25 protein-coding genes are annotated in these 24,272 nt (G+C 64.0%); 11 read left to right on the top strand and 14 right to left on the bottom strand.

From position 1 onward, the window contains the following. Window positions 1–58: 58 nt before the first annotated feature. On the bottom strand, window positions 59–964 hold the full coding sequence (locus tag GB927_RS18415) for a DUF1499 domain-containing protein (RefSeq protein WP_256118746.1): 906 nt from the start codon (window positions 962–964) through the stop codon (window positions 59–61). A gap of 186 nt (window positions 965–1,150) precedes the next feature. On the opposite strand from GB927_RS18415, the gene GB927_RS18410 reads away from it, so the two are divergent. Together GB927_RS18410 and GB927_RS18405 are read left to right on the top strand one after the other, a co-directional pair. Further along, on the top strand, window positions 1,151–1,534 hold the full coding sequence (locus tag GB927_RS18410; RefSeq protein WP_439655511.1) for a hypothetical protein: 384 nt from the start codon (window positions 1,151–1,153) through the stop codon (window positions 1,532–1,534). Window positions 1,535–1,655: 121 nt separating this feature from the next. Beyond that, window positions 1,656–1,913: a hypothetical protein gene (locus GB927_RS18405; RefSeq protein ID WP_256118653.1), complete on the top strand. Its 258-nt coding sequence runs from the start codon at window positions 1,656–1,658 to the stop codon at window positions 1,911–1,913. Window positions 1,914–1,916: 3 nt separating this feature from the next. On the opposite strand, the gene ppdK is transcribed toward GB927_RS18405, so the two are convergent. From ppdK to GB927_RS18370, 7 genes are all read right to left on the bottom strand, one after another. Next, window positions 1,917–4,586, bottom strand: a complete 2,670-nt coding sequence (ppdK, locus tag GB927_RS18400; RefSeq protein WP_256118652.1) for a pyruvate, phosphate dikinase — start codon at window positions 4,584–4,586, stop codon at window positions 1,917–1,919. Between the two features lie 181 nt (window positions 4,587–4,767). Continuing rightward, entirely contained in the window at window positions 4,768–4,914 is a 147-nt protein-coding gene (locus GB927_RS18395; RefSeq protein WP_256118651.1) for a hypothetical protein, read from the bottom strand. Window positions 4,915–4,993: 79 nt separating this feature from the next. Continuing rightward, window positions 4,994–5,293, bottom strand: a complete 300-nt coding sequence (locus GB927_RS18390; RefSeq protein ID WP_256118650.1) for a type II toxin-antitoxin system RelE/ParE family toxin — start codon at window positions 5,291–5,293, stop codon at window positions 4,994–4,996. 2 nt (window positions 5,294–5,295) lie between these two features. After that, window positions 5,296–5,526 carry a ribbon-helix-helix domain-containing protein gene (locus GB927_RS18385; RefSeq protein ID WP_256118649.1) on the bottom strand — a complete coding sequence of 77 codons (231 nt, stop codon included), beginning with the start codon at window positions 5,524–5,526 and terminating at the stop codon, window positions 5,296–5,298. 49 nt (window positions 5,527–5,575) lie between these two features. Then, complete coding sequence (gene smc / locus GB927_RS18380; RefSeq protein ID WP_256118648.1) at window positions 5,576–9,040, bottom strand: chromosome segregation protein SMC; 3,465 nt, start codon at window positions 9,038–9,040, stop codon at window positions 5,576–5,578. 75 nt (window positions 9,041–9,115) lie between these two features. Next, window positions 9,116–9,973 carry a DsbA family protein gene (locus tag GB927_RS18375; protein WP_256118647.1) on the bottom strand — a complete coding sequence of 286 codons (858 nt, stop codon included), beginning with the start codon at window positions 9,971–9,973 and terminating at the stop codon, window positions 9,116–9,118. Between the two features lie 272 nt (window positions 9,974–10,245). After that, window positions 10,246–10,800 carry a DUF721 domain-containing protein gene (locus GB927_RS18370; protein WP_256118646.1) on the bottom strand — a complete coding sequence of 185 codons (555 nt, stop codon included), beginning with the start codon at window positions 10,798–10,800 and terminating at the stop codon, window positions 10,246–10,248. 107 nt (window positions 10,801–10,907) lie between these two features. Here GB927_RS18370 and mutY point away from each other — a divergent pair, with 107 nt between their 5' ends. After that, window positions 10,908–12,005, top strand: a complete 1,098-nt coding sequence (gene mutY, locus GB927_RS18365) for an A/G-specific adenine glycosylase (RefSeq protein ID WP_256118645.1) — start codon at window positions 10,908–10,910, stop codon at window positions 12,003–12,005. 79 nt (window positions 12,006–12,084) lie between these two features. After that, window positions 12,085–12,702: an HAD family hydrolase gene (locus GB927_RS18360; protein ID WP_256118644.1), complete on the top strand. Its 618-nt coding sequence runs from the start codon at window positions 12,085–12,087 to the stop codon at window positions 12,700–12,702. A gap of 331 nt (window positions 12,703–13,033) precedes the next feature. Here GB927_RS18360 and GB927_RS18355 read toward each other — a convergent pair whose 3' ends face one another. Continuing rightward, entirely contained in the window at window positions 13,034–14,164 is a 1,131-nt protein-coding gene (locus GB927_RS18355) for a site-specific DNA-methyltransferase (protein WP_256118643.1), read from the bottom strand. A 143-nt stretch (window positions 14,165–14,307) separates the two neighbouring features. On the opposite strand from GB927_RS18355, the gene GB927_RS18350 reads away from it, so the two are divergent. From GB927_RS18350 to GB927_RS18340, 3 genes are all read left to right on the top strand, one after another. Then, window positions 14,308–14,604 (top strand): nucleotidyltransferase family protein, encoded by a 297-nt coding sequence (locus GB927_RS18350; protein ID WP_256118642.1) that lies wholly within the window; start codon window positions 14,308–14,310, stop codon window positions 14,602–14,604. After that, window positions 14,604–14,945 (top strand): HepT-like ribonuclease domain-containing protein, encoded by a 342-nt coding sequence (locus GB927_RS18345; RefSeq protein WP_256118641.1) that lies wholly within the window; start codon window positions 14,604–14,606, stop codon window positions 14,943–14,945. The genes GB927_RS18350 and GB927_RS18345 overlap by 1 nt, the downstream gene beginning before the upstream one ends. 90 nt (window positions 14,946–15,035) lie before the next feature. Then, a complete protein-coding gene (locus GB927_RS18340) occupies window positions 15,036–16,712 on the top strand; it encodes a vWA domain-containing protein (RefSeq protein WP_256118640.1) in 1,677 nt (558 codons plus the stop codon). A gap of 122 nt (window positions 16,713–16,834) precedes the next feature. Here the strand turns inward: GB927_RS18340 and GB927_RS18335 are convergent, their stop codons facing one another. Both GB927_RS18335 and GB927_RS18330 read right to left on the bottom strand, forming a co-directional pair. Further along, window positions 16,835–17,182 (bottom strand): antibiotic biosynthesis monooxygenase family protein, encoded by a 348-nt coding sequence (locus GB927_RS18335; RefSeq protein WP_256118639.1) that lies wholly within the window; start codon window positions 17,180–17,182, stop codon window positions 16,835–16,837. Further along, window positions 17,179–17,508, bottom strand: coding sequence for an NIPSNAP family protein (locus tag GB927_RS18330; protein ID WP_256118638.1), 330 nt, complete (start codon window positions 17,506–17,508; stop codon window positions 17,179–17,181). The genes GB927_RS18335 and GB927_RS18330 overlap by 4 nt, the downstream gene beginning before the upstream one ends. A 130-nt stretch (window positions 17,509–17,638) precedes the next feature. On the opposite strand from GB927_RS18330, the gene GB927_RS18325 reads away from it, so the two are divergent. Both GB927_RS18325 and GB927_RS18320 read left to right on the top strand, forming a co-directional pair. Continuing rightward, on the top strand, window positions 17,639–18,316 hold the full coding sequence (locus GB927_RS18325; RefSeq protein WP_256118637.1) for an ArsR/SmtB family transcription factor: 678 nt from the start codon (window positions 17,639–17,641) through the stop codon (window positions 18,314–18,316). Window positions 18,317–18,443: 127 nt separating this feature from the next. After that, a complete protein-coding gene (locus GB927_RS18320; protein WP_256118636.1) occupies window positions 18,444–19,133 on the top strand; it encodes an HAD family hydrolase in 690 nt (229 codons plus the stop codon). 78 nt (window positions 19,134–19,211) lie between these two features. Here the strand turns inward: GB927_RS18320 and GB927_RS18315 are convergent, their stop codons facing one another. Then, a complete protein-coding gene (locus tag GB927_RS18315) occupies window positions 19,212–19,769 on the bottom strand; it encodes a hypothetical protein (protein ID WP_439655510.1) in 558 nt (185 codons plus the stop codon). A 332-nt stretch (window positions 19,770–20,101) separates the two neighbouring features. Between GB927_RS18315 and thrC the strand changes: the two genes are divergently transcribed. After that, a complete protein-coding gene (thrC, locus tag GB927_RS18310; RefSeq protein WP_256118634.1) occupies window positions 20,102–21,499 on the top strand; it encodes a threonine synthase in 1,398 nt (465 codons plus the stop codon). Between the two features lie 17 nt (window positions 21,500–21,516). Continuing rightward, on the top strand, window positions 21,517–22,815 hold the full coding sequence (locus GB927_RS18305; RefSeq protein WP_369431677.1) for a M16 family metallopeptidase: 1,299 nt from the start codon (window positions 21,517–21,519) through the stop codon (window positions 22,813–22,815). A gap of 90 nt (window positions 22,816–22,905) precedes the next feature. Here GB927_RS18305 and GB927_RS18300 read toward each other — a convergent pair whose 3' ends face one another. Both GB927_RS18300 and GB927_RS18295 read right to left on the bottom strand, forming a co-directional pair. Further along, a complete protein-coding gene (locus GB927_RS18300) occupies window positions 22,906–23,235 on the bottom strand; it encodes a ribonuclease E inhibitor RraB (RefSeq protein WP_256118633.1) in 330 nt (109 codons plus the stop codon). A gap of 213 nt (window positions 23,236–23,448) precedes the next feature. Then, a complete protein-coding gene (locus tag GB927_RS18295; protein WP_256118632.1) occupies window positions 23,449–24,267 on the bottom strand; it encodes a hypothetical protein in 819 nt (272 codons plus the stop codon). Between the last annotated feature and the right edge of the window lie 5 nt (window positions 24,268–24,272).

The following is a 24,272-nucleotide window of genomic DNA, read 5'->3' as shown; positions in this document are numbered from 1 at the left end:
AGTCTTACGTTTGTCTTTTCGGGAAAACCGGTTTCCACTTTTCCCCGACAAACTCTGATCAGTCGCCCGCGATGCCGAGCAGTTCGGCGTCGAGCGCCTTCAGGTAGCCCTCCACCAGCTCGGCGCCGATGCCGAGATCGTGCGGGCCGTAGCGCGAGGCGGCGCGCATGTCGACCAGCGTCGTCTCCGCCTCTTCGCGCAGCCGTATGACCACATCGAAGCGGAAGCCGAAGAGCGGCGAGCGCCATTCGCCCTGCAGCAGCACATCGCCGGGGCCGCCGATGCGCGGGATCACCGGCGTTTCCAGCGGGCGGGCTTCGGGGATCGGCACGTCGCCGAGCGGTTCTTCACTCGCAGAGGCTTTGTTGGGGTCGACGACGAGGTCTTCGAGGTCGGCGAGGATATTGTCGAGCCCGTTCTCGGCGGTGATGGTGATGCCGTAGGCCGTCGCCACCTTGCGCACGCCCTGATAGACGCGGTCGAGCGCGCCGTCGTAGCGCCGGCCGGAGAGGCCGGGATAGGCTTCGAGCTGCACGGTACGGTCGCGGGCCGTCACGATGCCGACGCGCGGCAGCCAGTCCTGCTCGGCCGAGGGTTCGGAAAGCCAGGGCGGCGCGGCGACGGTATCCGTCGTCACATCGTAGAGCGCCGGCTTGTAGAAATAGGCATAGGCGCTGGCGCCGGCCACGCCGAGCGGCAGGAGCGAGAAGAGCAGCGCCGTCAGCGCCGCCTTGCCGCCGCGCGCACCGACATGCCAGAGGCGCGCCAGGCCCACGGCCGCCAGCAGCACAGCCAGCCCCGCCATCACCGCGGCAAAACCCGCCAGCACCAGGAAATGCGGCGTGGTCAGCGGCCCGAAGCGATGCGACAGCACGGCGGCGATGAACAGCAGGCAGGAGAACAGCGCCATGCGCCGCGCCCAGTGCGCCGCATGCGAAACGGGCCGTTCGTACTGGATCGTGATTGCCATGGCCTCACCGGATGCGCCTGCCGTTCCCTCTCCCTAGCGCAGTGTCGCTGATTTTTCCATCGGCTTGGTGCGGCATCTTGACCGGGGGTTTTGCGGCACGGCCGCGGAAAATCCTTGCGTGCCGCAAATTCGCCACGCTCGTTAACGACTTTTCACACACGGGGGTTGAGAAGGAGCAAGATGATGTTGCCGATGCATACGGCTGCCGACACGGCGATTGCCACCACCGCTGGCGAACCCGCCCTCCCCCTGGAGCTTCTGGAACTCGAACTTTCGCTCGACGGTTTTTCCGGCGACGAGGCTGGTTTTGCGGGCGCGGTGCGCGCCGCCGCCGATCAGGTGGGCGGTGATTTCCTGTTCGACCTTCCCGCTTCCGGGCTTGCGGAAGATTGCCGGCGCATCGCCGCACTGCGCGTGCCGCAGGGTGACGACGGCGCGCTTGCCGTGGTTTTCGCGCTGCTCGATGCGGAAGGTGCGGCCATCCGGGTGGAGAACCCCGACGAGAAGACCAAGGACCTGAAGCGTTTCGCGGATGCCTTCGTCGACGTGCTGGAGCGTATCTGAGGTCTTGCGAGCGCGCGCTTACGGGCCTTTTTTGCTTATGCGCAATTCCGGACGCAAAACCGCTTCGCACTTTTGCTGGAATTGCTCTATCCATGGCGCGTTACAGATCGCCGGAGCCAGCATGTCCAAAGTGGTTATTCGCCTCGCCGCCCTTGCCGCCACCGCACTCTTTCTCGCCGGCTGCCAGACGGCCGCCGAAGTGCGCGCGAACGACGAGAACAGGTGCCGCTCGTACGGGTTCCGCATGGGCACGGACGCCTTCGCCGAATGCCTCCAGCGCATAGACCTCGATCGCCGCGCGGATTTTCGCGCCGCGCGCATGGAATCGCCGCTCTGGGATCGCCCGACCTACATCTACGTCCGTGGACGGCGCCACTGATCCTCAGGTCTTGCTGCCATTGAACGCTGCCTGCGCCGCCGCGAGCCTTGCGATCGGCACGCGGAAGGGCGAGCAGGAGACGTAGTCGAGGCCCGCCTCTTCGCAGAAGTGGATCGAGGCCGGATCGCCGCCATGTTCGCCGCAGATGCCGAGCTTCAGGTCGTTGCGGGTGCGCCGGCCACGCTCGGCGGCGATGCGGATCAGTTCCCCCACACCATCGAAATCGAGCTGCACGAAGGGATCCTGCTCGACGATGCCCTTCTGGATATAGGTCGACAGGAAGGCCGAGGCGTCGTCGCGCGAGATGCCGAAAGTCGTCTGGGTCAGGTCGTTGGTGCCGAAGGAGAAGAACTCGGCCGATTCGGCGATGACATGGGCACGAAGGGCTGCGCGCGGCAGCTCGATCATCGTGCCGACGAGATAGTCGATCGTCACGCCGGTTTCAGTGATCACCGCCTTGGCGACCTCCTCGATGCGGGCCTTGACGTAATCGAGCTCCGCCTTGAGGCCGACGAGCGGCACCATGATTTCCGGTACGACGGCGGCCCCCGTGGTGCGCGCGGCTTCCGCAGCCGCCTCGAAGATGGCGCGGGCCTGCATTTCGGCGATCTCCGGATAGGAAATCGCCAGCCGGCAGCCGCGATGGCCGAGCATCGGGTTGAACTCATGCAGCGTATCGACGCGGCGGCGCAGCACGGCCTCGTCAATGGCGAGTGCGGCCGCCACTTCGGCGATCTCCTCGTCGCTCTTCGGCAGGAATTCGTGCAGCGGCGGGTCGAGCAGGCGGATCGTCACCGGCAGGCCGTGCATGATCTCGAACAATTCCACGAAGTCCGAGCGCTGCATGGGCAGGAGCTTTGCGAGCGAGGCGCGACGGCCCGCCTCGTCCTCGGCCAGGATCATCTCGCGCATCACATTGATGCGGCTGCCCTCGAAGAACATGTGCTCGGTGCGGCAAAGACCAATGCCTTCCGCACCGAAGGAGCGCGCCGCGCGGGCATCCGCCGGCGTCTCGGCGTTGGTGCGCACCTTCATGCGGCGCGTGCGGTCGGCCCATTCCATGATCTGGCCGAAATCGCCGGACAGTTCCGGCTGGAGCATGGGGATCTCGCCCTTCAGCACCTGGCCGGAGGAGCCGTCGATGGTGATGATATCGCCCTTGGTGAGCGTCAGTCCCTGGGCAATCAGCAGTTCATTGCGCAGATCGACGCGCAGCGTGCCCGCGCCGGAGACGCAGGGCGTGCCCATGCCGCGCGCGACGACGGCTGCATGGCTCGTCATGCCACCGCGGGTGGTCAGAATGCCTTCCGCGGCGTGCATGCCGTGGATGTCTTCCGGGCTCGTCTCGATGCGCACGAGGATCACCTTGCGGCCCTCCTCTTCCGCCTGCACGGCATCTTCCGAGGTGAAGACGATCGCGCCGGTCGCGGCACCCGGCGACGCCGGAAGCCCCGAGCCGATGACGTCGCGGCGCGCGCGCGGATCGATCGTCGGGTGCAGCAGTTGGTCGAGCGAGGCGGGATCGATGCGTGCGACGGCCTCGCCCTCGCTGATCAGCCCTTCCGTTGCCATGTCGACGGCGATCTTCAGCGCCGCCTTGGCGGTGCGCTTGCCGGAACGGGTCTGGAGCATCCAGAGCGTGCCGCGTTCGATGGTGAATTCGAGGTCCTGCATGTCGCGGTAGTGCCGCTCCAGCCGGTCGCAGATGGCGCGGAACTCGGCAAAGGCCTCCGGCATCAGCTTTTCCAGCGACGGCCGGTCGGAGCCGGACGCGATGCGCGCCTCTTCCGTGATGTTCTGCGGCGTGCGGATGCCGGCGACGACATCCTCGCCCTGCGCGTTGACGAGGAACTCGCCGTAGAGCTTGTTTTCGCCCGTCGAGGGATTGCGCGTGAAGGCGACGCCGGTGGCGGACGAATTGCCGAGATTGCCGAACACCATGGCCTGGACGTTGACGGCCGTGCCCCAAATGGCGGGGATGTTGTGCAGGTGGCGGTAGGTGACCGCGCGGGCATTCATCCAGCTCGCAAAGACCGCGCCGATGGCGCCCCAGAGCTGGACTTCCGGATCCTGCGGAAATTCCTCGCCCAGCTCTTCGCGGATGATGTCCTTGTAGCGGCCGATGACATGCTGCCATTCGACGGCGGAAAGCTCGGTGTCCTGCTCGTGGCCGAGGCGACCCTTTTCGTCTTCCAAAATCTCTTCGAAGACCTCATGGTCGAGGCCCATGACGACGTCGCCATACATCTGGATGAAGCGGCGGTAGCTGTCCCAGGCGAAACGCGCATCACCGGCATCGTGGCCGAGCGCCTGCACCGTGCTGTCGTTGAGGCCGAGGTTGAGCACCGTATCCATCATGCCGGGCATGGAGGCGCGCGCGCCGGAGCGCACGGAGAGCAGCAGCGGCTTTGCCGTGTCGCCGAAGGCGCGGCCGGTGATCGCCTCCATCTGGCGAAGCGCGGCGCGGACCTGGTCCTTCAGCTCCGGCGGCAGCGTGCGGCCGCTGTCGTAATAGTGGTTGCAGGCGGAGGTGACGATGGTGAGGCCGGGCGGCACCGGCAGGCCGAGATTGCACATCTCGGCAAGGTTCGCGCCCTTGCCGCCGAGCAGATTGCGATCGCTCGCGCTGCCTTCGGCGCGGCCTCCCCCAAAGGTATAGACCCACTTCTCCATCGACGCCTCCCCAAATGCGTTTTGACAATCTACATGAACAGCATGTCTTTGAAAACGCGGCGTGATGAGTTTTTTGCTGCATTGCATCAAAATTGCGACCGCGATGCAAAATTATAAGGATCAAATATAAAAGCCGTGCCCCTGGCGGGAACACGGCTTGCGATCGGTGCGATCCGACGGCTCAGTTTCCTTCGATGGAAAGCCCCTGGTCGTCGAGCTTTATCTCCACGCCGTCCGGCTTCTTTTCTTCCTGATAGGCATAGTAGGAAAAGCCGGCCACCACGACGATGAGGGCGCCGATGATCATGTAAAGTGCGTTTCTATTCACGTTTGGTCCCCGATTTCACTGATTGCCCACGAATGTTCGCAGGCTCTTATAAACGCGCGGAGAGGGCGTTTGTTCCTGCCTATGGCCTAAAGGCATCTGGCTTGACGTTTTGCCTCGCCGCCAGAACGCGGATCACCAGGACCTCGGCATCGATAAGCACGTAGAAGATAAGGTGTTCGCGGTGAGGAAAGCTGCGCAGGTCCGGTGCCAATTCGGGACGCAGCCGACCGGCGGCGGGGTTTGCCGAAATCATCTCAAGAATGCGGTAGAGGCCGTCAATATAGGCCTCGGTCTGCGCATCTCCCCAGGCCGACATCGTATAGGACAGGATTGCGTCGATATCTTTTTCGGCGCTCTCGGTAAACCGGATGGCCTGCACGATCAGGACGCCACAATGCGAGCCCTGGCCAGGAATTCCTTCGCCGTCACAGGCCGATACCTGCTTTTCGCCAGATCATCTAACCCCATTTGCACGTCCTCGCGGACTGCAGCGAGATAGGTTTCATGAAGCCGAAGCGCATCGTTGACCACCGCGCTGGCATCGGCGAAGCGGCCGCTCTCGACCTCGTCGGCAATATAATCTTCCAGTTCTTTCGCGATCGACAGCTTCATTTCGACGCCTCCAGCACCGCATTAATCTAACACAGCCCACGCAAGGCGGCTAGGAAGCCTCGCGCAGTTGCTCGGCCGTCTGCAAGTCCACCGAGACGAGCTGAGAGACGCCCTGTTCGGCCATGGTGACGCCAAAGAGGCGGTTCATGCGGGCCATGGTGATGGGGTTGTGGGTGATGATGATGAAGCGGGTCTCGGTGGAGGCCGCCATCTCGTCCATCAGGTTGCAGTAGCGTTCCACATTGTGGTCGTCGAGCGGGGCATCCACCTCGTCCAGCACGCAGATCGGCGCCGGATTGGTGAGGAAGACGGCGAAGATCAGCGCCATGGCGGTCAGCGCCTGCTCGCCGCCGGAGAGCAGCGTCATGGTTTGCGGCTTCTTGCCGGGCGGGCGGGCGAGGATTTCGAGGCCGGCGTCGAGCGGGTCGTCGCTCTCGATCAATTGCAGCTCCGCCGTGCCGCCGCCGAAGAGGTGGGTAAAGAGGCGCTGGAACTGCACGTTGACCACGTCGAAGGCGGCAAGCAGGCGCTCGCGGCCTTCGCGGTTGAGGCTCTGGATGGCGGAGCGCAGCTTGCGGATCGCCTCGATAATATCCTCGCGCTCGGCGACGAGGGCATCGAGCTTATCCGTCAACTCCTTCTGCTCTTCCTCGGCGCGCAGGTTGACGGCGCCAAGCCGCTCGCGCTCGATCCGCAGGCGGTCGAGTTCCCGCTCGCGCTCGCGCGGGTCCGGCAGCGGCGAGCCCGACGGGTGGCCGGTGAGCTTGAAGGCTTCATGCGGCGCGCAGGACAGCGCCTCGCGAATGCGCGCCTCGCCCTCGACACGGCGCTCGCGGGCCGAGACGAGGCGTTCTTCCGCGCGGCCGCGGGTTTCGCGCGATTCGGCGAGCTGTGAGAGCGCGGTGACGGCGACGCGGTCGGCCTCGCGCTGGCGGTTTTCCGCCTCCTGGAGGGCATCGGCGGCCTCGCGGCGGGCGGCCTCGGCATTGGTGAGGCCGGTCAAGAGTTCGCGGCGCTTTTCCTCGATCTCATCCGGCGCCTCGGCGAGGCTCTCCATCTCGTCGCGCGCCTCCGCCTCGCGGTCACGCAGCGTCGCGATGTGGTTTTCCGCATTGGCGGCGCGGCTTTTCCACGTCTCGCGCTCGGCGGAGATCGCCATCAGGCGGCGGCGGCGGTCGGCCATTTCGCGGGCGAGGCCATCATGGGCAGCGCGGGCTTCGGCGAGTGCAGCGCGGTCGGTCGCGACGTCCATCGTGTGGGTGCGCAGGCGCGATTCCAGATCGCCGAGGTCGGGCGCGTCTTCCAGCGCGCTGTGGGTGTCTTCCAGGAATTCCGCGGCCTCTTCCGCCTGTGCCTCGATCTGCGCCCTCGTTTCGGAGAGCACGGCGCGGCGGCGGATCAGATCGCCGGCGGCGCGCTCGGCGGCCTCCAGAGCGTCGCGGGCGTCGGCGAGCATGCGGCCGGCATTGCGCTGCGCCTCGCGCGCCGCCTGCTGGCGCTGTGTCTCGGCGCGGATGGTTTCGCCGGCACGGGTGAGATCGGCTTGCGCATCGGCAAGAGCCGCGCGGGCGTCTTCCAGTTCGGCTTCGAGTTCGGCGAGGCGGTTCTTTTGTTCCAGGCGCAGGGCGGCAGCACCTGGCGCATCGGCGCCGGTCACATGGCCGTCCCAGCGGAAGACCGCACCCTCGCGGGTGACGAGGCGCTGGCCGGTGCGCAGGTGCGGCAGAAGGGAAAGCGCCTCGTCGACACTTGCGACGACGCCGATCTGGGCGAGCCGCCGGTGCAGCACTTTTGGCGCACGGACGTGAGCGGTCAGCGCGGTCACATCGCTCGGCAAATGCGGATCGTCCGAGGTGTTGCCCGACAACCGCCAGTGGGCGGGGGCGGAAATGTCCGTCGGCGATTCGAGATCGTCACCGAGTGCGGCACCAAGCGCGGTCTCATAACCGCGATCGACATGCACATCCTCGACGACAGGCGCAAAGGAGCGATCGCCGGCCCCAGCCTCCAGCATGCGGCGAATGGTGCGGGCTTCCGTCTCGATGCCGGCCAATCGCGCGCGCGCCGTATCGACGGGGGCGCGCAGCGCAGATTCGGCAAAACGCGCCTCTTCCAGCGCCTCTTCCACGGCGGCGAGCATTTCGCCTGCCGCTTCCAGCGCCTCCTCGGCGGCCTGGACATTGGCGCGGCGCTCTTCCGGATCGGGAAGCGCCGCGATGCGGGCATCCATTTCCTCAAGCTCGCGGGCCTGCGCTTCGAGCTGCTTGCCGAGCCTTAGGTGGCGTTCCGACAGGTCGCGGATCGCCTTTTCGAGCTGGTTGCGCATGGCGGACGCTTCCGCGCGTTCCGCCGTGACGGCAGCGAGCGCGGCTTCGCTTTCCGCGAGCTTCGCGGCGGCTTCGTCCATGGTTTCGCGGGCAGCCTCGGCGCGTTCGTCGGCCTCGGCGAGAATCTCGCCGATCTCGTCTTCCTCCGCGACGAGCCGCTCCAGCACGGCGGCATTGTCCGCCACCATGCGTTCCTCGCGAATGATATCCTCCGCGAGCTGCGCGAGGCGGCGGATGAGTTCTTCGCGGCGGCGCAGCAGCCGGGCGGAATCCTCTTCGAGTTGCGCGCGGGCGATCTGCAGACGTTGCAGCACGGCGGCGAGCTTCGCTTCGTTCTCGCGCAGTTCCGGCAGCTTCAGGCTGGCGACCGCCTGTTCCTTGGCCGCCTGCATCTGCGCATTCGCCCGTTCGGCGACGAGCGAGGTCGCCTGGTTGAGCTGGCTTTCCGCCTCGCCTTCCGCTTCCTTCGCCTGCACCCAGCGAATGTGCAGCAGCATCGCCTCGTGGCGGCGGATATCGGCGGAGAGCGCCTTGAAGCGGTTCGCCTGGCGCGACTGGCGCTTCAGGCTCTCGATCTGGCTTTCGAGCTGCGACGTCACGTCATCGAGCCGTTCGAGATTGGTTTCGGCGGCACGCAGGCGCAGTTCCGCCTCGTGGCGGCGCGAATGCAGGCCGGAAATGCCGGCGGCCTCTTCGAGAAGCTGGCGGCGCGCCTGCGGTTTGGCCTGGATCAGCTCGCCGATGCGGCCCTGGCCGACCATCGAGGGCGAGCGGGCGCCGGTGGAGGCGTCGGCGAAGAGCAGCTGCACATCCTTGGCGCGCGCTTCCTTGCCGTTGATGCGGTAGATCGAACCGTTTTCGCGCTCGATGCGGCGGGTGACCTGGATCTCGTCCTGGTCGTTGAAGGCGGCTGGCGCGGTGCGGTCGGCATTGTCGAGATAGAGGCCGACTTCGGCGGTGTTTCTCGCGGGGCGGTGTCCGGAGCCGGAGAAGATGACGTCGTCCATGCCGGACGCGCGCATGTTCTTGTAGGAATTCTCCCCCATCACCCAGCGCAGCGCCTCGACGAGGTTCGACTTGCCGCAACCATTCGGCCCGACGACGCCGGTAAGGCCGCGTTCGATGATGAATTCGGTGGGTTCGACGAAGGACTTGAAGCCGAGCAGGCGGAGCTTGGTGAACCTCATACGCTCACCCAACCCACAACGTAAAAAGCGGGCGAGCGGCTTCCGCCGTCGCCCGCTTGAAATCCGGCCGAAGGATCAGAGCATGCTGTCGATGAGGGCCGACATAGAGTCAACCGACATGTCTCCGGAATAACGCTTGCCATTGATGAGGAAGGTCGGTGTCGCCGCGACGCCGAATTCCTTGGCACCGCGCTCGCGTACCGAGTTCACATCATCCAGAAGCTTCTGGTTCGTCAAGCAGGCCTGGAAGCTCTCCTGTGTAAAACCGGCGAGTTTCGACATCTGGAGCAGCGCTTCGCGGCCATCCTGTGCCGCAGCCCAGGTTTCCTGCTGTTTCATCAGCATGGAAATCATCGGGAAATACTGCGAGGCATCCGTCAGTTCGGCGGGCGTTGCCGGCTTGCAGCGCGCCAGCATGAAGGCTGCGGCAGCGCGCGGATCGAACGGGAATTCACGCACGATGAAACGAACCTTGCCGCTATCGACATACTTCGCCTTGATCGCATCGAAGGTGTTGTTGTGGAAGGCCGCGCAGTGCGGGCAGGTCGTCGACATGTATTCGACGATGGTGACGGGGGCATTGGCCTCGCCGAGCGCCATTTCCGGCAGCGCGCCGGCCTTCAGCACTTCCGCCATGTCCACGTCGCCTTCGGCAGAGGGAACTTCCGCCGTCTTGGTCTCGGTGGCAGGGGTCTGCGCAGTCTCGGTGGTGGTGGTCGTCGTCGTGGTTGGGGTCGTCGCGGTTTCCGTCGTCGTGCCGGAAGACGTGGCCGGCGTCGAGCTTGCGCTTTCCTCGGTCGTCGTCTGGCTGGTTTCGGGAGCCTTTGCGGTCTCCTTCTTCTCGTCGCTGCATGCGACGAGCGTCACGGCGAGCGCTGCAACGGCGACGCCGGAGAAGAGGCGCTTCATCAGGCTCATTTCGGAAAGGGACATGGTCTCTCCTGTCGGAAGGGATATGGAATTCTTTGGTCCATCGACGCAATGGCGGTCGGAAACCGGAATTGCTCTCGGCACTCCCGTTATACCTGCTTTGGGGCGGGAACAAGCGGAGTTAAGGCAAGTAACTTCAAAGAATTGTGACCGTTCGATGGTCTTACGCGACGCTTTCGAGCGCAGTTCGATCTGACTGGATCAGATCGGCGCTCTATCCTTTTTTTTGAAGCGCAATCTTATCGATCCTCGTTTCACTCCGGTCGGATTGCGCTTTAGCGCGTCTTCGCGCGGCCGCCGAGCACCGCCGTGCCGAGCCGCTTCAGCGCCGCCTTCAGCGCGTCGCCCTCGATGCCATCGACGAGGTCGTCGAGATGGCGGGCCGCCTCCCCCGTCAAGGGGCGCGGCTTCGGGCGGCCGCGCGACAGCGGCGTCACCGGTTTCTGCACGATGCGCACCTGGCTGATCGCCGGAAAGCCGAAGAAGCCGTTGATGCGCTGGATGATCTCGCCCTGCTGGTGGCTGAGGAAGAGCGCGCGCGCACCCTCGCAGGCAATCGTCAGCACGCCCGGCTGGTGGCCGCCGCCCTCGCCCGTCATCTCGGAGGCGCGGCGCGGCCAGGTGATGCGCTCGGGCCGCGTGCAATCGGCAAATTGCGCCCCGGCGATCTCGTCCCAGGAGCCGAGCAGCATGGTGTTGAGGCCGGCGCGCTTGGCGAGCACGGGATCGATAAGCGCATTCGCCACTTCGCTGATCTGGACGATGCCGCGCCGCTGGCCGCTCTTGTAGCCGCTCTGCGGGCCGCGCCAGGGCGCCTTGCTGGTGTTCACGTTGCCTACCCCGATCGGGAAAATATTCCTGTCTTGCCGGCGAAGCACCTTGAAGATCGCCGACCGCTCCGCCAGTTATAGGCGCTCCGACCCCGTTCAGGCAAATCATGACCCAGGCCCACCGGACCGCGGCGCCCGCCGACCTCATTCTCGACTGGTACGACCGGCACCACCGCGACCTGCCCTGGCGCGTGAGCCCGCCGATGGCCGCGCGCGGCGTGACGCCGGACCCGTACAGGATCTGGCTTTCCGAGGTCATGCTGCAGCAGACGACGGTGCAGGCGGTCAAATCCTATTTCGCGCTCTTCACCACCCGCTGGCCGACCGTCATCGATCTCGCCAAGGCCGACAACGAGGACGTCATGAAGTCCTGGGCGGGGCTTGGTTATTACGCGCGCGCCCGCAATCTCAAGAAATGCGCCGAGGCCGTCGCCTTCGAACATGGCGGCGTGTTTCCCGATAGCGAGGACGGGTTGAAGGCGCTGCCGGGCATCGGCGATTATACCGCCGCCGCCATCGCCGCCATCGCCTTCAACCGGCAGAGCGCCGTGCTCGACGGCAATGTCGAGCGCGTCATTTCGCGCCTGCATGCCATCGAGACGCCGCTTCCCGCGGCAAAGCCGGAAATGCGGGCGTTGGTCTCGGCGATGACGCCGGAGCACCGGCCAGGCGATTTCGCCCAGGCGATGATGGACCTCGGCGCGACGATCTGCACGCCGCGCCGGCCGGCCTGCGCGCTCTGTCCGGTCAATGCGCATTGTCGCGTGCTCGGCCGCGAGGACCCGGAGCTTTTTCCGCGCAAGGCCGCGAAGAAGGAGAAGCCGGTGCGCGTCGGCGCGGCGTTCATCGCCGAGGACCACACGGGCGCGGTCTTCCTGCGCAAGCGCATCGACAGCGGCCTGCTCGGCGGCATGACGGAGGTGCCGGGCAGCGCTTGGACCGCCCGCACCGACGGCGAGACCGGCCTTGCCGCGGCCCCCTTCCCGGCCGACTGGCAGGCCTGCGGGACCGTCACCCATGTGTTCACGCATTTCGAGTTGCGCCTCTCCATCTACCGTTCCATGGTATCCGGCGCGGTGCGGGCCGGCGAAGGGTGGTGGCAGCCGAAGGAGACGCTTGACGGCGAGGCGCTGCCAACCGTCATGAAGAAGGCAATAAAACAAGCGATACCGGATGCTTTCGAGCGAGTAGCGAATAGGGAGTAGCGAAGAGGAACAAGTGCTCGCGAATGTCCTTCTGGCAACTACTCCCTATTCGCTACTCGCCTATACACACGAGGAAAACATGAGCAGCATCGAAATCCGACACATCGTCTTCGACATCGGCCGGGTGCTGATCCATTACGATCCCCATATCCCCTTCACCCGCCTCATTCCGGACGATGCCGAGCGCAACTGGTTCTTCGCCAATGTCTGCACGCATGACTGGAACCTGGAGCAGGACCGCGGGCGCGACTGGGCGGAGGCCGAAGCCCTACTGATCGCCGAACATCCCGACCGCATCGACGAGATCCGCGCCTTCCGCAAATATTGGCACGAGATGGTTTCGCATGCCTATGTGGAGAGCGTCGCGATCATGGAGGCCCTCATCGCGGAAGGCCGCGACGTGACCATGCTCACCAATTTCGCCCCCGACACGTTCAAGGAAGCGCGCAAGCTCTTCCCCTTCCTCGACATGCCGCGCGGCGTGACCGTTTCCGGCGAGATCGGCCTCATCAAGCCGGACCTCGCCATCTACGAGAAGCATACGAAGGATTTCGACCTTTCGCCCGCCCACACGCTGTTCATCGACGACAGCGGGCCGAACGTGGTGGGCGCGCGCGCCGCCGGCTGGCATGCGGTGCAGTTCACCGATCCGGAAAAGCTGAAGAGCGACCTTGCCGCGCACGGAATTCTGCTCTGAGCAGTGCTGGATGTCCCGAAAACCGAAACGCCCGGAGCCTTGCGGCTCCGGGCGTTTTCGCATTTCCGGGACTGAAGGTACTAAAACCGGAAAAGCGATATCCTGCCTGCCTGACCGGTTGATCGGTCTCAGCTTTCCACAACGATTTCCGTTGCTTGGCCTGATGTATTTGCCAAACTACCCTAAGCGCCTGATGGTTAAGATCAACTGAATGCTCGAAGTGGAAAGTTTGGGTTTTTGCGGCGCGCGGCGCCTTCAAAAGCCACAGCCCCCGGTGCAGGGAACACCGGAGGCCGCAGCTGGAGAACCACGTTTTAGGTTCGGGTATTGTTTATTCGAGGCCGGCCATGCCGCTGCGCACCACGGCGCGCAGGGCATCGATCGGCTTCAGTTCGGCACCGTCGGCATAGTGCCAGAAGGTCCAGCCGTTGCAGGCGTCGAGCCCCTGCACCTTGGCGCCGACCCGGTGGATGGAGCCGGCATCGCTGCCCGAGGCGAGCGTGCCGTCGGCGCGCACGATGGCGCTGTGGCGGCGGCGCGCATCCGTCAGCACCGTGCCGGGCGCGATCAGGCCGCTTTCGATCAGCGTGTTGAAGGCGACGCGCGGTTCGGCCTTCTTGCCGCTCATCACGGAAAGCGTGCCGGAACCGAGCGGCTCGACCGCATCGATGCGTTCGCGGGCGGCGTCGATATAGGCCTGTTCGCGCTCGATGCCGACGAAATGGCGACCAAGGCGCTTTGCCACCGCACCCGTAGTGCCGGAGCCGAAGAACGGATCGAGGATGACGTCGCCCGGCTTGGAGGAGGCCATCAGGATGCGGGCGAGCAGGGCTTCCGGCTTCTGGGTCGGGTGCACCTTCTTGCCGTCGGCATCCTTCAGGCGTTCGCCGCCGTTGCAGATCGGGAAGAGCCAGTCGGAGCGCATCTGCACGTCGTCATTGGCGGCCTTCATGGCGTCGTAGTTGAAGGTATAGCCCTTGGCCTTGGCGTCACGCGTCGCCCAGATCATCGTCTCATGCGCGTTCTGGAAGCGACGGCCCTTGAAGTTTGGCATCGGATTGGTCTTGCGCCAGACGATGTCGTTGAGGATCCAGAAGTTGAGATCCTGCAAGGTCGCGCCGACGCGAAAGATGTTGTGGTAGGAGCCGATGACCCAGATCGTGCCGGCGGGCTTCAGCACGCGACGGCAGGCAAGCAGCCAGGCGCGGGTGAAGGCATCATAGGCTTCGAAAGAGGCGAACTGGTCCCACTCGTCATCGACCGCGTCGACCAGCGACTGGTCCGGCCGATGCAGCGTGCCGCCGAGCTGGAGGTTATACGGCGGATCGGCAAAGATGACGTCGACCGACTGGTCCGGAAGCGCCTCGAGCGCTGCGACGCAGTCCCCCTTGATGATCGTGTCGAGCCACGCACTCCGGCGGGGCGAACGGGAGACGTCTGCAAGCGAAAGAACAGATGGCATTTGATACTCGCTGATACGCTTACTCGGAACTGAACTGTCCCTTATGGTTACCGAAGATGGTTACCAAAGGCTGAACCCTTTGAACGGTTTCGGGAAATTTTCGAGACGTGGCGCGTTTTGCGCAATTGCGCTAGGATGGTTCCATGACGAAGAACGAAGCGATCACCCGGCTGAAACAGCAGGCCGACGCCGTGCGGGCGCTCGGCGCGACCTCGCTTTACCTCTTCGGCTCCGTGGCGCGCGACGAAGGCACGTCCGCGAGCGATCTCGACCTTTTCATCGATTACGACCGCGAAAGGGCATTTTCCCTCGTCGATCTCGTCAGCATCAAGCTGCTGCTGGAAGACCAACTCGGCAGCGACGTGGACGTGACGACGCGCGACAGCCTGCACCCGAAGCTCAAGGGCCGGATCGAACATTCGGCAATCCGCATCTTCTGATGGCACGCGACACCGGGCCGGTTCTGCACGACATCCTCGAAACGATCGCCCTGATCGAGACCGTACTTGCCGGAAAATCGCGGGAGGATTTCGGCAAGGACGACATCCTGCGCCTCGCCATCCAGCGGGCCATCGAGATCATCTCCGAAGCCAGCCGGCACATCCCGGACGAGCTGCTGCTGCACGCGCCGCAAATCCCGTGGCGCGCGATCCGGGGCATCGGCAACGTGCTGCGCCACGAATATCACCGCGTCGCCGACGACATCATCTGGAATGTCGTCGTGCGCGACCTGCCGGCACTGCGCACTGCCGTCGAAAGCCTTATCAGCCACACCGAATAGACGCCCCTTCCCGCACGTCACTAACGCAACATCGCCGAGCCCTGCCGGCGTGGGCGGGCAGGTTTTACTTAAGGGTCGAGGAGGACAAACGTGCGATTGAGAGCCGTCTTCATGCTTCTGGCGGGGCTTCTTGCCGCCACCGAGACGATTGCCGCCGACAAGACGATGATCGTGCTCGATGCCTCCGGCTCGATGTGGGGGCAGATCGGCGGGCGCGCCAAGATCGATATCGCCCGGGAGACGCTCGGCACCGTTTTGAAATCCGTGCCTGTCGGCACCGAGCTCGGCCTGATGGTCTATGGCCACCGCGAGAAGGGCTCGTGCAGCGATATCGAACTCGCCGTGCCGCCGGGTGCGGGCACCGAGGACGCGATCAATGCCTTCGTCGCCGGGCTCAATCCGAAGGGCAAGACGCCGATTTCGCATTCCGTCGAGCAGGCGGCCGATATCCTCAAATATACCGAGGACAAGGCGACGGTCGTGCTGGTGACGGACGGGCTGGAGACCTGCGAGGCGGACCCCTGCGCGCTTGCCTCAGCGCTCGAAAGCAAGGGCGTCGACTTCACCACCCATGTCGTCGGCTTCGGCCTGACGGAGGAGGAAGGCAAGCAGGTCGCGTGCCTCGCTGAAAACACCGGCGGCAAATATTTCCAGGCTTCCGACGCCACCCAGCTCGTGGCGGCGCTGACGGAGACGGTGGCGGATGCGCCGATGTCGAAGCCGACGCAGGAGGTAGCGGTGGCCGAGCCGGAACCCGAACCGGTGCCGGCGATCGAGTTCAACACCGAGCTCGACAGCGTGCTTTCGGAGGGCGGGCCGTCGCTCGGCGACAACAATGACGTCTTCTGGACGATCTACAAGGCGGATGCGAATGGCGCGCCGGAAGGCGACTACATCGAAAGCCAGTACAAGGGCAAATATTCCGGCAACTACCCGCCGGGCAAATATGTGGCAGTGGCAACGCTGCAAAGTTCGATCAAGCGGCAGGTGCCCTTCGAGGTGAAGGACGGTGCGGTCGCGAAACCCTTCATCAATTTCGATGCCGCCTATGTGACGGTCAAGCCGAAGCGGACGCCGCAGGATGCGGAGGCCGATTCCAACGCCGCCATCGAAATCGCCTTCGGCGACTATTCGACGACCTATTATGGTACCGCAAAATTCTATGCTTCCGCCGGCGAGGTGACGCTCAATGGCGCCATCGGCCCCGCCAAGGTGTCGGAGACCTTCACGGTGAAGGCCGGCGAGACGGTCGAGCGCGACCTCATCATCGGCTCGGGCATCGTGCTCAACAAGGCCATCTACGCCGAGGGCGGGCCGGAGGTGGATTCGGGCAACATATTCTTCGAAGTGGTCGAGGCGAAGAAAGCCATCGACGGTACGCGCAAGGCCATCGCCAACAGCTACGGCACAGGCACCAAGATCGACGTTCCCCCCGGAGACCATGTGCTGACGGCAAAACTCGGCTCGGCGACGGGCGAAATCCCCTTTACCCTGAAGGCGGGCGAGATGAGCGAGGTCATCGTCAACATCAATGCCGGCGTATTGGCCGTCACCGCCCCCGGTGCCTACAGCATTGAAATCGTCAGCGCCAAGAAGGACATCCAGGGCAACCAGAAGTCCATCTCCACCAACTACGGCGCCGAGGTGCAGGACACGCTGCCGCCCGGCGATTACGTCGTGCGGTTGAAATACGAGGGCGACCTGGCGCCGAAGGAGGCCAAGACGACGATCAAGGCCGGCGAGCGGTCGGAAGTGACGGTGGAGTAGGCTAAAACAGACGCCCCACCCTCATCCGTCATCCTCAGGTCAAGCCCGAGGATGACGGATGAAAGGGTTGAGAGTCCCATAAACGAACTGGAATGGCCTACCATGAGTGGGCCGCTCTCTGGTCACGCCGCATGAAACGCCCGGCTATCCTCCGGCGCCTCGTCCCTGTCATTCAGCCCGTAGTCCCGCACCACGCTCGCAATGCGCAGCCGGTAGGCGTCGAGCACGCCGTCGCGGCCCATGGCCTGGGCGGCGCGGTGTTCCTCGGTGTTGCGCCAGGCCTTTACCGCCGCCTCGTCGCGCCAGAAGGAGAGTGAGAGCAGCCGCGTCGGGTCGGTGAGGCTGCAGAAACGCTCGATGGAAAGGAAGCCGTCGATGTCGTCGAGCAGCGGGCGCAGGTCTCGTGCGGTGTCGAGGTAGAGATCGATGCGGCCGGGCGCGGGCACGACCTCGAAGATGACGGCGATCATGGCGTCACCTTCGGTGCGTGCGGCAGCGAGACGTTTTTCAGGAAGATGCGGTCCTCCTTCAGGATGAAGCGCTCGCTGCGGGAGAAGTCGTAATTTTCCCGGCCGAGCGGATCGGCGGCGAGCCTCGCGCGGTAGGCCTCATAGGCGGCGAGATTTTCGATGTTGTAGACGCCGTAGGCGGTGGTGACGGAGCCTTCGTGCGGGCCGAAATAGCCGATCAGGTCTGCGCCGCAGCGCGGGATCGCCTGACCCCAGTTGCGGGCATAGGTGGCGAAGGCGTCCTTCTTGAAGGGGTCGATCTCGTAGCGGATGAAGCAGGTGATCATCGTGATTTCTTCCTGTTTGGCGCAATCCCGGACGCAAAACCGCTTACGCACGTTTGCCGGTATTGCGTCTGTTTGCGATGACCCCTTTTCCCACATTGCCGGAGGTGAATGCTTCGGCTATCATCGAAGTATGAAAGAAGGACCGGACATTTCCCAGATCGGCGCGCTGATCGGCGATCCCGCCCGCGCCAACATGCTGACCGCGCTGATGGGCGGGCAGGCGTTGACGGCGACCGAGCTTGCGGGCGTCGCCGGCATCACCCTGCAAACCGCCAGCTCGCACCTTTCCAAGCTGGAGACCGGCGGGCTAATCGCGCAGCGCAAGCAGGGCCGGCACCGCTATTTCGCGCTTGCCGACGATGCGGTGGGCCTGATGCTCGAAAACATCATGGGCTTTGCCGCGAACCGCGGCCACATGCGCACGCGGCCCGGGCCGAAGGACCCGGCGCTGCGCAAGGCGCGCGTCTGCTACAACCATCTCGCCGGCGATTTTGGCGTGCGCATGCTCGATCGGCTGGTGGGCGACGGCGACGTAACGCTCGATGGCGGCGATGCCGCGCTGACGCCATCGGGAGAGACCCGCATCGCCGCCATCGGCATCGACCTTGCCGCGCTGAAGGCCCAGCGCCGCCCGGTCTGCCGCACCTGCCTCGACTGGAGCGAGCGGCGCTCGCACTTGGCGGGTTCGCTCGGCGAGGCGCTGCTCGCCCTCTTCATCGCCGATGGCTGGGCGAAGCGCGAGAAGGACAGCCGCGCCATCCGCTTCACCGCCGAGGGCGAGCGGCGGTTCATGGCGCTGTTTCCGTGAGGACGGCGCGCGCATAGCTCGTGCGCTTAATCGGCAATTGTCCGAGAGGCCCCTTTCGTGTAGGGAAGCCGCGACTTCATGGGCGCTTGCGCGCCCCTCCTGACCCCCACTTGAAAGACGGCATGTCATGGACGGTTTCGACCTCATCATCTTCGACTGCGACGGCGTTCTGGTCGATTCGGAAATCATCGCGGCGGAAGTGGAATCGCGGCTCCTCACCGAGGCGGGCTACCCGATCGGCGTCGAGGAAATGGGCGAGCGTTTTGCCGGCATGACCTGGCACAATATCCTGCTCACCATCGAGCGCGAGGCATCCATCCCCCTCTCCGCCTCGCTGCTCGACAAGTCGGAAAAGCTGCTCGACGAACGGCTTGCCGCGGAGGTGCAGGTCATCGACGGCGTCAAGTTGATGCTGTCGCGCATCCGCAAGCCCTATTGCATCTGCTCGAACTCGTCCTTGCACCGCCTCGACATGATGCTCTCGAAGGTCGGCCTCAAGGAGGTCTTTGCGCCGCATATCTACTCGGCCAAGGATCTCGGTCCCGATCGCGTCAAGCCGAAGCCGGACATCTTCCTGCACGGCGCAAAACAGTTCGACGCCGATCCGGCCAACACGCTGGTGATCGAAGACTCCGTGCACGGCATTGCCGGTGCGCGCGCTGCCGGCATGCGCGTCGTCGGCTTCACCGGCGCCTCGCACACCTACCCCTCCCATGCCGACCGCCTGACGGAAGCCGGCGCAGAGACCGTGATCTCGCGCATGAGCGAACTGCCGGGCGTGATCGCGGCGCTTGCGGAGTGGCAGGAAGCGATCTGAGCGCTTCGACTTTCTGAAAACGAAAAAGGCCGCGGAAGCAATCTTCCGCGGCCTTTTTCGTCGGGTCTGTCGAACCCATTATTTCGTGTTGTACGGGCCTTCGTCGAAGCCGACATAGACCTTGGTAAAGCCGCCCGAACCGCCGGGGATCGCGACTTCGCCCTTGGTGAAGATGAACTGGCCGGCGTCCGTGTTCACCGGATACTGGATGAGCTCGGAATAGAGCGTCGTGCTGCCGTCGCTTGCGGCGACGCGGATCGGCACGTTGACGGTTCCGCCGGAGCTTGCCGGACCGGTGACCACGCGGCCCTGCACCATCACGGTCATCACGAGTTGGCTTTCGTTCAGCACGCAGCGGCGCGTCGTGTCGGCCAGCGTCACCTGGTAGAGCAGGTTCTGCGGATCGTCCTTGGCGCCCTTGGCGTAGCGGCGCAGCACCGCGGTGCCGTCACGCAGGTAGACCTGCGGGCACGAGCCCTGCACGATGGCGGTCTGCGTCTGCTGCTGGGCGGCGGTCTGCGCGCCGGACGGGTCGCTGTTGACGCCCATGTCGGCGGGCTTGTCGGTCTGGTTGCAACCGGCAACGACGGCGAGAAGGGAGATGCCGAGAAAGCGGCGAATGGTCATTCCAAACACGTTACTGTAACCCCTGCAATCAGGCCCCGCCCCCGGCGTCCAAGCCTTTCGGAACTCTTCTGGCGGGCCTTTTCACGGCCCTAGGCGATGGTCTATAGCAGCGGCGTGGCGAAAAATCGATTGTCGAATGAATCCGCCCGCAGAATTTCGAAAAGCCCGTTTCCCACCACGAACGGGCAAGGCGCAACGGCTTGCCACGATCTGCCGCAAAGAGACCCGCGGCACCCGTGGCCTTTCGCTAGACTGGGCAAAAAAGCGCTGGTACGTAGCGATTGTAGAATTTTGCGATTTCCATCGCTCGAAATAGCCAACATTTCCAAGGACCTGTGAACGTGGATTATGTTTCGACGCGGGGCGAGGCCCCTTCCCTCGGTTTCTCCGATGCGCTTCTGGCGGGCCTTGCCCGCGATGGCGGCCTCTATGTGCCGCGCGAATGGCCGACCTTCTCCAAGAAGCAAATCCGGGCACTGCGCGGAAAATCCTATGAGGAGATCGCCTTCACCGTGCTCTCCCCCTTCGTCGAGGGCGACATTCCGGCCGACAAATTCCGCGCGATGATCGACGAGGCCTACGCGACCTTCCGCCATCCGGCGATCGCGCCGCTGGTCCAGACCGGCCCGAATGCCTTCGTGCTGGAGCTCTTCCACGGCACGACGCTCGCCTTCAAGGACGTGGCGATGCAGCTTCTCGCCCGCCTGATGGACCATGCCCTGACTGTGCGCGGTGAACGCGCCACCATCGTCGGCGCCACCTCGGGCGATACCGGGGGCGCAGCGATCGACGCCTTTGCCGGCCGCGAGCGCACCGACATCTTCATCCTCTTCCCGGAAGGCAAGGTCTCGCCGGTGCAGCAGCGCCAGATGACCACGTCGACGGAAAAGAACGTGCATGCGCTCGCCATCAAGGGCAATTTCGACGATTGCCAGAACCTCGTGAAGGCGATGTTCAACGACGTGAAATTCCGCGACCGGGTCAAGCTCTCCGGCGTCAACTCGATCAACTGGGCGCGCATCATGGCCCAGATCGTCTATTACTTCACCAGCGCCGTGGCGCTCGGCGGGCCGGACCGGAAGATCTCCTTCACCGTACCGACCGGCAATTTCGGCGACATCTTCGCCGGCTATGCCGCCAAGCGCATGGGCCTGCCGATCGACAAGCTGGTCATCGCCACCAACGAGAACGACATCCTCGCCCGCACGCTGAAGACCGGCCGCTACGAGATGAAGGGCGTCAAGGCCACCACCTCGCCTTCCATGGACATCCAGATCTCGTCGAACTTCGAACGCCTGCTGTTCGAGGCCAATGACCGCGATGCCGGCGCCGTGCGCCGCGCGATGGAAAGCCTCAAGCAATCCAATGCCTTCGAGATCGAAGAGGGCGCGCTGAAGACGATCCGCAAGAAGTTCCGCGCCGGCCGCGCGACAGAAAAGCAGGTGGCCCAGACGATCAAGGACACGCTGAAGAAGACCGGCTACCTGCTCGATCCGCATTCGGCAATCGGCGTCTTCGTCGCCGCCAAGCACGAGAAGCCCGGTGCGCCGATGGTTACGCTTGCCACCGCCCACCCGGCCAAATTCCCCGCCGCAGTAAAATCGGCATGCGGTATTGACCCGGCGCTTCCGTCGTGGCTTGCTGACCTCATGCAAAGGGAGGAGCGGTTCGACGTCCTCGATGCGGAGCTCGATGGGTTGGAAGACTTCATCGGGAAACAGACGCGGGTTCGAGGCTAGAAACGCAGAAAGTGCGCATGATGAAAGTTGAGTGCACCCGGCTTCCGTCCGGGTTGACCGTGGTGACCGAAAACATGCCGCATCTCGAGAGCGTCGCTCTCGGCGTGTGGATCAAGTCGGGGTCGCGCAACGAAACCACGGACGAGCACGGCATCGCCCATCTCCTCGAACACATGGCCTTCAAGGGCACGGAGCGCCGCTCCGCCCGCGAGATCGCCGAGGAAATCGAAAATGTCGGCGGCGAGGTCAACGCTGCGACATCGACGGAAACCACCTCCTACTATGCCCGCGTGCTGAAGGACCACGTCCCGCTCGCAGTCGATATCCTTGCCGACATCCTGACAGAATCCGTCTTCGACGAGGAAGAGCTTCGCCGCGAGAAACACGTCATCCTGCAGGAAATCGGCGCGGCCAACGACACGCCCGACGACGTGGTCTTCGACAAGTTCTCCGAGGTCGCCTATCGCGACCAGATCATCGGCCGCGCCATTCTCGGCACGCCGGACTCGGTGCTGTCCTTCTCGCCCGGCGAGATCCGCCACTATCTCGACCGCAACTATACGACGGACCGCATGTTCGTCGTCGCGGCCGGCGCGGTGAACCACGAGGACTTCGTGCGCCAGGTCGAGGACCGGTTCTCGACGCTTCCGACCGCGCCGAAAATCTCGCCGGTCTTCGAGCCGGCCCGCTACACCGGCGGCGACATTCGCGAGACGCGCGACCTGATGGATGCACAGGTGCTGCTCGGCTTCGAGGGCAAGGCCTATCACGCCCGCGACTTCTACTGTTCGCAGATCCTCGCCAACATCCTGGGCGGCGGCATGTCCTCGCGCCTCTTCCAGGAAGTGCGCGAGCATCGCGGCCTGTGTTACTCGATCTACGCCTTCCACTGGGGCTTTTCCGATACCGGCATATTCGGCATCCATGCCGCGACCGGCGGCGAGAACCTGCCCGAGCTGATGCCCGTCATCTTCGACGAGCTGCGCAAGTCGTCTGAGAACATCGAGCAGCAGGAAATCGAGCGCGCCCGCGCCCAAATCCGCGCCCAGCTATTGATGGGCCAGGAAAGCCCCGCCGCCCGCGCCGGCCAGATCGCCCGCCAGATGATGCTCTACGGCCGCCCGATCCCCAACGAGGAGCTGATGGAACGCCTGCAAGGCATCACCATCGAACGCCTCACCGACCTCGCCGGCCGCCTGTTCTTCGACACGGTCCCGACAATCTCGGCCATCGGCCCGCTGGAGCACCTCGTCTCGGCTGGCGACATCAGCCGCTCGCTCGCGCGCGGCACGGTACCGGAGCGCGCAGCAAGCTGAGGGGTAACGCCCCTCGGCAGGCCGGCCATATTCGCCCTCAAATGGCTGCCGATTCAATGCGGCAGAGTGTTTGCTTGCGCCTCTGACCAGTCACAAGCCGCGGCGGACTTCGGTTTCCCAACCGTCGTACTCGCCGCCGAAGGTGACGGCCTTGGCGTCAAGAACCTCCGTCTCGTTGTCGATATCAATCGGAACTTGCACCTTGGAAAACACGACGCTCCAAAGCTTTGGCTGATAATCTTCATTGCCTTCGCGATTAATTTCATACCCGCGCGCCAACAGAAATTCGCGATACTGCTGTCTTGCTACGGGTGTCCCGAAATATGCGAAATGACGAATCGGTCTTGCTGTCAGGCAATCATCGCCTTCCTCGCGCAATGCCTGACGCGCTTGTTCATTTTTTGCGAAATCGGTGGCCAAAGCTACTGCTCCAGTCGCAAATATTGCTGAAAGCACACAGAGCGCTCGCGCAAATGAAATTCCTTTTCGAAGCACCCGATCCCCCTTTTGTAACGGCATCGACGGTAACAAGTTGCCAAAGAACAAGGGAGTGGGCAATTGGCGCGATCCTGCCAAGGCGGGTGTTCAGGCCGAAGCAGACCAAGGCCGCGTCATGGTGTGACGATGTTGGCTTTACCTGATCTGGATATGAATATGGTCGTCGTGGCGGGCGGCGCGGCATCCCTGAAAGCGGATCGTATCGGAGCTTAGGCCAAGCGCATTCTTGATATGCGGCTCCAGGAAGATTTTATCCAGGCCGAACCTTTCGACACCTTCCGTGGAAAGCCAACGAAGGGCGAAGGCAGTGCGCTGCTCTTCGATTCCGTAGGCAGGAAAGAACGGCTGCAACCATGCGAAATTCCACCGCGTGGTGATCACGTCTTTCCTTCCTTTGCAGGGCTGTTCGTCACCCGCTGCCGGTTCCTCGAAGGCAAAATAGCCGATCGGCGACCGCGTTGCGCCATTGAGGAAGTCGCCGTCCGCAGTCTTGTAGTAGAACGCGAGATCGAGCTTCTTGCCATCGTCATGGGAAAGATGCGGAAGCAGCGGGAAACCGTCCCAAAAGGGAAAGTTGCCATCCAGCGCGACCGTGGCAGTGCCGGGGAATTCGCGGTCCAAATCTTCCGCAAGCGCCGTCACGAGATCACGCATCGGCGGCGTCACGTAGTTACGGTTCAGCAGGCAATAGATCGGCGACTTGACGAAGACACTCCCCCTCTCACCCGGAATGCAGGATAGCAGAACCCGCCCGAATGTCGGCGCAACAAAATTCGCTGTAACGGCCATGGCGGCGTAGAAAAGGATGAACAGCCCGAACGTTGCCGCGAGACGCCGCTTGCCCAAAACACGGGTTGCGAGCAAAGCCAGAAGATAGGCGACGCCACCGATCTGGGTGAGGATTGTCAGCGCGACGAAGATGAGAAACTGGCAAAAACGACGTAATAAAAGCATCCGGT

The organism is Shinella lacus, from assembly GCF_010994755.1.
In the GTDB taxonomy this organism is placed as follows: Bacteria; Pseudomonadota; Alphaproteobacteria; order Rhizobiales; family Rhizobiaceae; genus Shinella; species Shinella lacus.
The sequence above is the reverse complement of the archived record's forward strand: the minus strand, read 5'-3'. Positions and strand labels throughout refer to the sequence as shown.

Excerpts from the sequence above, each read along its gene's own strand:
- GB927_RS18410 (WP_439655511.1), top strand. The coding sequence starts at position 1,151 with ATGATGTTGCCGATGCATACGGCTGCCGACACGGCGATTGCCACCACC.
- GB927_RS18405 (WP_256118653.1), top strand. The coding sequence starts at position 1,656 with ATGTCCAAAGTGGTTATTCGCCTCGCCGCCCTTGCCGCCACCGCACTC.
- ppdK (WP_256118652.1), bottom strand. The coding sequence starts at position 4,586 with ATGGAGAAGTGGGTCTATACCTTTGGGGGAGGCCGCGCCGAAGGCAGC.
- GB927_RS18385 (WP_256118649.1), bottom strand. The coding sequence starts at position 5,526 with ATGAAGCTGTCGATCGCGAAAGAACTGGAAGATTATATTGCCGACGAG.
- smc (WP_256118648.1), bottom strand. The coding sequence starts at position 9,040 with ATGAGGTTCACCAAGCTCCGCCTGCTCGGCTTCAAGTCCTTCGTCGAA.
- GB927_RS18375 (WP_256118647.1), bottom strand. The coding sequence starts at position 9,973 with ATGTCCCTTTCCGAAATGAGCCTGATGAAGCGCCTCTTCTCCGGCGTC.
- mutY (WP_256118645.1), top strand. The coding sequence starts at position 10,908 with ATGACCCAGGCCCACCGGACCGCGGCGCCCGCCGACCTCATTCTCGAC.
- GB927_RS18360 (WP_256118644.1), top strand. The coding sequence starts at position 12,085 with ATGAGCAGCATCGAAATCCGACACATCGTCTTCGACATCGGCCGGGTG.
- GB927_RS18355 (WP_256118643.1), bottom strand. The coding sequence starts at position 14,164 with ATGCCATCTGTTCTTTCGCTTGCAGACGTCTCCCGTTCGCCCCGCCGG.
- GB927_RS18350 (WP_256118642.1), top strand. The coding sequence starts at position 14,308 with ATGACGAAGAACGAAGCGATCACCCGGCTGAAACAGCAGGCCGACGCC.
- GB927_RS18345 (WP_256118641.1), top strand. The coding sequence starts at position 14,604 with ATGGCACGCGACACCGGGCCGGTTCTGCACGACATCCTCGAAACGATC.
- GB927_RS18335 (WP_256118639.1), bottom strand. The coding sequence starts at position 17,182 with ATGATCGCCGTCATCTTCGAGGTCGTGCCCGCGCCCGGCCGCATCGAT.
- GB927_RS18330 (WP_256118638.1), bottom strand. The coding sequence starts at position 17,508 with ATGATCACCTGCTTCATCCGCTACGAGATCGACCCCTTCAAGAAGGAC.
- GB927_RS18325 (WP_256118637.1), top strand. The coding sequence starts at position 17,639 with ATGAAAGAAGGACCGGACATTTCCCAGATCGGCGCGCTGATCGGCGAT.
- GB927_RS18320 (WP_256118636.1), top strand. The coding sequence starts at position 18,444 with ATGGACGGTTTCGACCTCATCATCTTCGACTGCGACGGCGTTCTGGTC.
- GB927_RS18305 (WP_369431677.1), top strand. The coding sequence starts at position 21,517 with ATGATGAAAGTTGAGTGCACCCGGCTTCCGTCCGGGTTGACCGTGGTG.
- GB927_RS18295 (WP_256118632.1), bottom strand. The coding sequence starts at position 24,267 with ATGCTTTTATTACGTCGTTTTTGCCAGTTTCTCATCTTCGTCGCGCTG.